This window comes from Paraburkholderia sp. Ac-20347, from assembly GCF_017104805.1.
In the GTDB taxonomy this organism is placed as follows: domain Bacteria; phylum Pseudomonadota; class Gammaproteobacteria; order Burkholderiales; family Burkholderiaceae; genus Paraburkholderia; species Paraburkholderia tropica.
In genome coordinates this window covers 48,377-55,331 of the sequence record NZ_JAAGPN010000025.1, presented here as the reverse complement: position 1 = coordinate 55,331, position 6,955 = coordinate 48,377, and the positions used below count along the sequence as shown (strand labels likewise).

Sequence of the window (6,955 nt, the reverse complement as noted above, 5' to 3'; positions counted from 1 at the left end):
GGCAGCGGGCTGTCCGGCTGGCTGGGCTGGCGCTACACGCCGCTGGCGGACACCGTCACCGCATGGCGTGCCGATTACCGCAGCGAAACCGGTCAGCAGTGCGATATCGTGCTGGCCGACGGCACGCACGTGTGGCTGAACACGCAAAGCGCGCTTGACGTGAACTACGACCGCAGCCAGCGCCGCGTCGCGCTGAAGCTCGGCGAGATGTTCGTCGATACGGCGAAGGATGTGCTGCGTCGTCCGTTCTATGCCGAGACGCGCTTCGGCGTCATGCAGGCGCTCGGCACGCGCTTCACCGTGCGGCTGGAACCGGAATCGACGCTGCTCGCCGTCTACGAGGGCCGCGTGCGGATTCGCACCGCCAACGGCACGCAAGCCATCGTCGAGCACGGCGAGCAGCGCCGTTTCACCGTCGACACGATCTCCGCTCAAGAGGCCGCCGATCCCGCGCGCGAAGCGTGGGTGCGCGGCATCGTGCTCGCCGAAGACATTCCGCTTGCACAACTGGTCGACGAGCTGGGCCGCTATCGGCACGGGCATCTGGGCGTCGCGCCGGAAATCGCGTCGCTCAAGGTGGTCGGCCGATTCCCGGCCACCGACAGCGAGCACGCGCTCGCGATGCTGGAGCGCGATTTACCGGTGCGCGTGCAGCGCACCTTGCCCTGGTGGACCACGCTCGAACCGCGCTGAACGCCGCCGCGAAAAAATATTTTCAAAGCCGGTTCGCTTTTTCCACTCTCGTTCGATTCCGTATGTGAAAGAGGACCATTCGGGATCGAACGCCGCGTTCGCGGCCCGCATTCCGCATCTCCGAAAAACGCATGACGGCAGGCGAACTGAACATCCGTATCGGCGTGGCTCGGGATTGGGTGATGGACCTCTCCTTGTCCAATCGAACCAGAAGGAATGCTGTCCTATGCGTCGCCCGCTGTTGCGCTCCGCCCACCGTGCCGGGACTTGCCCGGCTTTGCCAAAAGAAGCGAACGTCACGATCACGCGCGTCGCCCGCCGTCCTGCGCGTCGTCCTGCCCGTCGTCCCATTACGATCGCGGTGCATTGTCTGTTGATGGGCGCCGTGTCGATTGCAGCCGTCGCGGGCGCGCCGGCCTTCGCGCAAGCGGCCGCGGCCCAGGCGCCGGATAGTGCGCTCAAGCGTTTCGACGTCCCGGCGGGACCGCTTGCAGCTGCCTTGAACCGGCTGGCGGATCAGGCCAACGTGCTGTTGAGCGTGCCAGGCGCTACGACGGCGGGTAAATCGACGTCGGGCGTGCACGGCAGTTATACGGTGAACGGCGCGTTTTCCGCACTGCTCGGCGGCACGGGGTTGCACGCTGTGCTTCAGGACGACGGCAGCTATTCGCTGGTGCCGATCTCGACGGACGCCGACAACCAGTTGCCGATCGTGACGGTGGTCGCGCCCGCGAGCGCAGCGCGGGCCGAAGCGGAAGCGCTGAATCCGCCGACCACGGTGGGATCGAAAATTCCGCTGGCGCAGCGGGAAATTCCGCAGTCGGTGAGCGTGATTACGCAGCAGCAGATTCAGGCGCAGAACGCGTCGACGCTCGCGGATGTGATGCGATACGCGCCAGGCATTGAAGTTTTACCCGTCAGTTCGAATACCAATTCCTATATTGCCCGTGGTTTTCCAATTACGACATTTCAGCTCGACGGGGTGCCGACGGCATTGAATTCAAGCAGTGTCGGCGCACCCGACGAGGATATTTCGATGTACGACCGCGTCGAAGTGCTCCGCGGACCGGCCGGGCTGTTCAATGGTTTTGGTGGCGACGGCGGCACGATCAACATGGTACGCAAGCGCGCACCTTCGACGTTCCAGGCGTCAGCCGCAGTCAGCGTCGGGAATTACGCCGATCATCGCGAAGAACTGGACATTGGCGGACCATTGAACCAGGCCGGTACTTTGCGCGGTCGTCTGGTCGCGGCGCAACATGACCGGCACATGATGCAGGATGGAACCTGGCAACGGGATCAACAGGTTTATGGCACGCTGGAAGCCGATCTGACGTCGACGACCACCGCACGCATCGGCGCGAGTTATACCAAGCAATTCGGCCATGTGATGTACGGGCTGCCCATGTCGACGGAATACACGCCTGTCACCGTGCCTCGAAGTCTGTTTCTTGGCGCGGACTGGAATTACGTGCAACTGGAAAAGTCGAGTGAGTTTGTCGAAGTCGAGCAAAAGCTTCCTGCCGACTGGCGGGCCAAAGTCGCCTACAACCATGTGCAGTACAGTCAGTTTGCCCAGTACGGCATTCCAAATTCGTATGTCGATCCGGTTACGATGATCGGCAACCCGTACAGCCTCAGCTACGCCGACAAGAATTCCCAGAATGCGCTCGATGTCAACGTGAGTGGCCCATTCAAGCTGCTCGGTCGCGAGCACAAATTGACGCTCGGTGCGAGCTATCTGAATCAACGGGATAGATCGTATGAATTCCTGATCAATCCGGCGAGCGGGCTCGATACGTTCGGCGACTTCACGGCGAGCATTCTGGATAATTCGATTTACTCGGATGCGTTTGCCGGCGGTCCGCAAAGCAACTATACGACGACGTCGAATCAGTACTCGCTCTACGGCAATGCGCGCATCAGCATTCTGGATCCGCTCACGTTGGTGCTGGGCGGTCAGGCAACATGGTGGAACTCCACGGTGACACCTGAAGCGGACCCGTACTACAACTACTTTGGTACCGTGTACTCGCACGCTTCATCGAAGCCGAAATTCACGCCTTTCGTTGGTCTTGTCTACGACATCAACGACACCTACACGGCGTACGCGAGCTACACGTCGATCTACAAGCCCCAGGTTTCATACAACACCTTCGACGGACAGATACTCAAGCCGGTGACCGGCAGTCAGTACGAAGTCGGTATCAAGGGCGAATATTTCGGCGGCAAACTCAACACCGCGCTGGCCTTGTTCCAGATCGACGAGAGCAATCGCGCATTTGGCGATCCCGACCACGCGAACTTCTATATTGCTTCGGGCAAGGCGCGCAGCCAGGGCGTCGAATTGTCCGCGAGCGGCGAATTGCTGCCGGGCCTGACCGTGCAGACGGGCTATACGTACGTCAACGTCCATTCGCTCGACAGCAGCCTGACAACGGGCGGTAACTTCTCGTGGCAGCCGAAACATCAATTCAAGGCATGGGCCAATTACCAGTTGCCGGGGCAGTGGCATAAGTGGAATATCGGCGGCGGCGCGCTGGTTCAGAGCAGTATGTATTCGCTCGATAGCGGACATCACGATGTTGCGGGCGGCTACGCCATCTTCAATGCGCAAGTGGGCTATCAGATTTCGAAGAATCTTTCCGCCACGGTGAGTGGAACGAATATTCTCAACCGCAAGTACTGGTCAGCGGTTGAGTTGGGCAACGGCAACTACTACGGTAATCCTGCGCAGGTTCTGTTCACGCTGCGCGCGAAAATCTGAGTCGATTGCGGATGTCGTCCTCGTTCGATTAAGCCTGCCGCGCGGCACGCTGCTGTTGCGGATAGCGTTCCGTGAACTTGATCGCTGCATACAGTGCAATCACGGTGATGAAGATGCCGACCGAATGCGGTACCGACGATACGTAAGCCATCAGCAGGTCCGCCGCCACCATGACGGCAAACGCGCACGCCCAGACGGAGGTGATCGCGTAGTTCACGCGAACGAAGTGCGGCGACGCCCAAAGCTCGGGCGCGACTTTCTCGCGCGCATATTGCAGCGTGAACGGCTGACGCAACGCGATCGACGCCAGCACGATCAGGAAAAGTCCGGCATCGACGCGCAGCCTCACCGCCGCCACGGACCACGATGCGCCGTATGCAAACGAGTAGAGCGTCAGCGCGCCGAACAGCAGAAACGTGCCGATCTCGAGAATCTTCACGTGTCGGCCACTCGACAGAAAATCGCGCGCGAGCAAGACGGCCGCGACGAGTGCGCCCGCCGCCAGACCCGCGGATACGCCGACGGTGCGTTCGATAACGACAAACGCGATAAAAGGGGAAAACGCCAGCAGCATATTCATTTAAAACTCCTGCGAAGAAGAAGGTTGGGGCGCCCGGATAATCGGATGGTTGTGCGCGTCGATCCAGTTGCCGTGAAATCCATTCGGAATGCGATGGGGCAGTTCCGCTATTGCAATCGGCCCGGCGGATAGCTGCATCGCATCGAAGACAAGCAGGTCGCTACGCTCGGACTGTCCGCGATAGACAATCGCGAGAATCCAGCCGTCGCCTTCCGGCGCATCGGCCGAACGTGGCACGAAGACGGGTTCGGACGTTGCGTCATCGTCCGGTAATGCGTACACGTCCGCGCGCGATGGATGCGCATGATCGATATGCGCGATGCGCGAGAAGAGCGTGTCGTTGTCATCGCCGTGCGCGGCAAACCAGCCGTGGCGATAACGCAGCCCCATCATGCGATCGTCGATGCGTGGAAACTCGCCGGTCAGATCGCTCAGCGCTTCGCTCGCGACGCGCGCGTCGCTTCGCGCCGGATCGATCGTCCAACGGCAAAGGCGCGTGCCCGATGTCCGTTCGATCGGCTGGCCGTCGGGCCATGTGAAGCCCGAAGGCGTATCCGACTGCATGACGTCGATATGCACGAGACCGTTTTCTTCCCACGCGTTCATGACGTGGAAGACAAAGCAGGTGGGCGCGCGAAACCATCGCACGTCGGCATTGGCCTTTTGCGCATCCTCGCGTCGCAAAACACCAACGTATGCGCCGAACGAGGGCTCCCATGCATAAGCGGGGAGACCGGCCTGTGCGCGCGCCGCGCTCGCGGTCAGCGGAAACACGGGGAAAAGCAGATGATTGGGCGTCGCCGCAAAGTCATGAACCATGCTCGCGTAAGGCGCCTTGAATTGCGTGAGAGACGCGAGGCGGCCGTGCCGATCCAGACTGCCCGCGGTCATCTGCGCGCCAAGCCCGTCCGCGCCGCCGTAGCTGAAAAAAAGCAGCTCGCCGGTACGCGGGTCCAGTTTGGGATGCGCGGTGAACGCACCGCTCAGCGCGCCTTCTGCGTTCCATGCGCCCTTCGTGCCGAGCGTGCGGCCATCGAGTTCAATGGGCAGATGCAGTTCTTCCAGCGCAAGCAGACGCCCGGCATGAGCAAGCACGTTGGTGTTCGCCACGCCGTCTTCGGGCTCCTGACGCGGCGTGGTGCGACTCAAACCGTCGCCACTGGAGGCGATATTTGCAGCGTCGCCCGCACGCTCGTTGAGCCAGCGCTGCGTGCGTACCCAGCGGTTCGCGTAGCTCACGCGGCCATCGGCAATCGCCAGGCGATGCACCATGCCGTGACCGGCGAACCAATGCCGCGCGGGATCGGCGTGCAGCGGGTTGGGGCCATTGCGAAACAGTGCGCCATGGAGTTCAGCGGGCATCACGCCATGCACCGGCAGCGATTCGATCTGCGTTTCGAAATCGATCGGCGCGAGATTCGCCCTGTACGGTGACAACACTTGCACGTCCATGTCAGCTCCTGTTCGCTCTGGATATGTGTCCAGTGGAAACATTTTGACTTTAGTCGTTCGAGCCGTCAACATGTGTTTGCACTGGAAACACTTACAGGAAAGATGGCTCGAATGAATGAAACGCCAACAACAAATCGCGGACAGCGGCGAGAGCCGGGCGAAAAGAAAAAGTTGCCGTCGAGCGCCGGGGAGGTTGCATCAGCGCGGCCGTACCATCACGGCGCCTTGCGTGAGGCGCTGCTCGAAGCCGCCGAACTGGTTTTGCGTCGGGACGGTCTGCGCGGGCTGACGCTGCGCGCGATTTCCCGGGAGGTGGGCGTGTCTCACACGGCGCCACAACGTCACTTCAACGATACGGCCGGCGTGCTGAGCGAGCTTGCAGCGATTGGTCACCACCGACTCGCGGCGTCGATGGCAAAACACGCAGAAGGTATCGAGAACGAAGTGGAACGACGCAAGGCGATCGCGCGCGGCTACATCAGCTTTGCCGTGGCGCAGCCCGATCTGTTCAGACTGATGTCTCGCAACGAGTTGCTCGACCAGTCGAACGAAGCGCTTGGCCTTGCAAGACGGATGTCGATTCGCGCACTCGCCGGTACGATCGGTCGAGAGAATGCGCCGCCGGGCGCGGGGCAGAGTATCGATACCGCGCGGGCGGTTGAGATGACGGCTGGCTGGGCCTACGTGCACGGCCTGGCGACGCTGCTGATTGATGGCCGCCTCGACAGCGTCGCGCGGATCACCGATAACATCGACGATGCGGCAGGTCTGGTTGCAGCCGCGATTGAGCGGATGCGTCTATCTCTGGCGAGTGCCAGCGATCCGCAAAGCCCTGTCGACTGAACGTGCATGGCCGACTTCTGCCCGAGGCTTTCGGCCTTGCACGACCTGCCCGCTGCCGAAATCGAAAAGGATAGATGCATTGCAATCGGGCATCGAATGCTGCCCGGTGCCACTGGCTGATGCTAACTGGTGGAATACGATTTCGTTGATTGCTTAGAACTCCTTGTAAGATAAAGAAAAGCCCAGCAAGTAAAACCGCTCACTAATCCAACGGGCATCATGAGCCGTAATAAGGCGGGAAAGGGTGAGTACTGGTGTGCGATGCCGTGAGGGGGAAGCAAAGTGATTGCCGTCCAGCTGCCAGTTGATAGCACGGCGCCTAAACACGAGAAATAAAGCCAATGCTGCGTCCGTCGCTTATAGGCAATTAGCATGCCGCAGGCATAGAAAGGCAAGATGAACGGGGTCAGGAAAATGAGGCATGCCATGGCCACGCCGGTTCCTGCCTCAGCCAGACGTAGCGCGTTTATAGCTAGCCCGTGATTCACAAAGGTGCCTGGCCACTGTCGAGTAGCAAAGGCAAGAAAAGGGAAAAACGACATCGCGCCGGCAATCATCGCGACCGGGTAGGCGGCAACCGCGCGCCACAACGTTACGAATCTGTCTTGATGCTCCATTGC

6 protein-coding genes are annotated in these 6,955 nt (G+C 60.7%); 3 read left to right on the top strand and 3 right to left on the bottom strand.

Going from position 1 to position 6,955, the window contains the following annotated elements; genetic code table 11:
* A partial coding sequence (locus tag G3N97_RS07695; RefSeq protein WP_205992691.1) for a FecR domain-containing protein occupies positions 1-693 on the top strand: 693 nt, incomplete at its 5' end.
* A gap of 226 nt (positions 694-919) precedes the next feature.
* Positions 920-3,460, top strand: coding sequence for a TonB-dependent receptor (locus G3N97_RS07690; RefSeq protein WP_205992690.1), 2,541 nt, complete (start codon positions 920-922; stop codon positions 3,458-3,460).
* A 28-nt stretch (positions 3,461-3,488) separates the two neighbouring features.
* On the opposite strand, the gene G3N97_RS07685 is transcribed toward G3N97_RS07690, so the two are convergent.
* Both G3N97_RS07685 and G3N97_RS07680 read right to left on the bottom strand, forming a co-directional pair.
* Positions 3,489-4,040 carry a hypothetical protein gene (locus tag G3N97_RS07685; RefSeq protein WP_205992689.1) on the bottom strand — a complete coding sequence of 184 codons (552 nt, stop codon included), beginning with the start codon at positions 4,038-4,040 and terminating at the stop codon, positions 3,489-3,491.
* Positions 4,041-5,492, bottom strand: coding sequence for a carotenoid oxygenase family protein (locus tag G3N97_RS07680; RefSeq protein ID WP_205992688.1), 1,452 nt, complete (start codon positions 5,490-5,492; stop codon positions 4,041-4,043). It lies immediately after the preceding gene.
* A gap of 111 nt (positions 5,493-5,603) precedes the next feature.
* Here G3N97_RS07680 and G3N97_RS07675 point away from each other — a divergent pair, with 111 nt between their 5' ends.
* On the top strand, positions 5,604-6,335 hold the full coding sequence (locus G3N97_RS07675; protein ID WP_205992687.1) for a WHG domain-containing protein: 732 nt from the start codon (positions 5,604-5,606) through the stop codon (positions 6,333-6,335).
* Positions 6,336-6,457: 122 nt separating this feature from the next.
* On the opposite strand, the gene G3N97_RS07670 is transcribed toward G3N97_RS07675, so the two are convergent.
* Positions 6,458-6,952, bottom strand: coding sequence for a hypothetical protein (locus tag G3N97_RS07670; RefSeq protein WP_205992686.1), 495 nt, complete (start codon positions 6,950-6,952; stop codon positions 6,458-6,460).
* Positions 6,953-6,955: the final 3 nt, after the last annotated feature.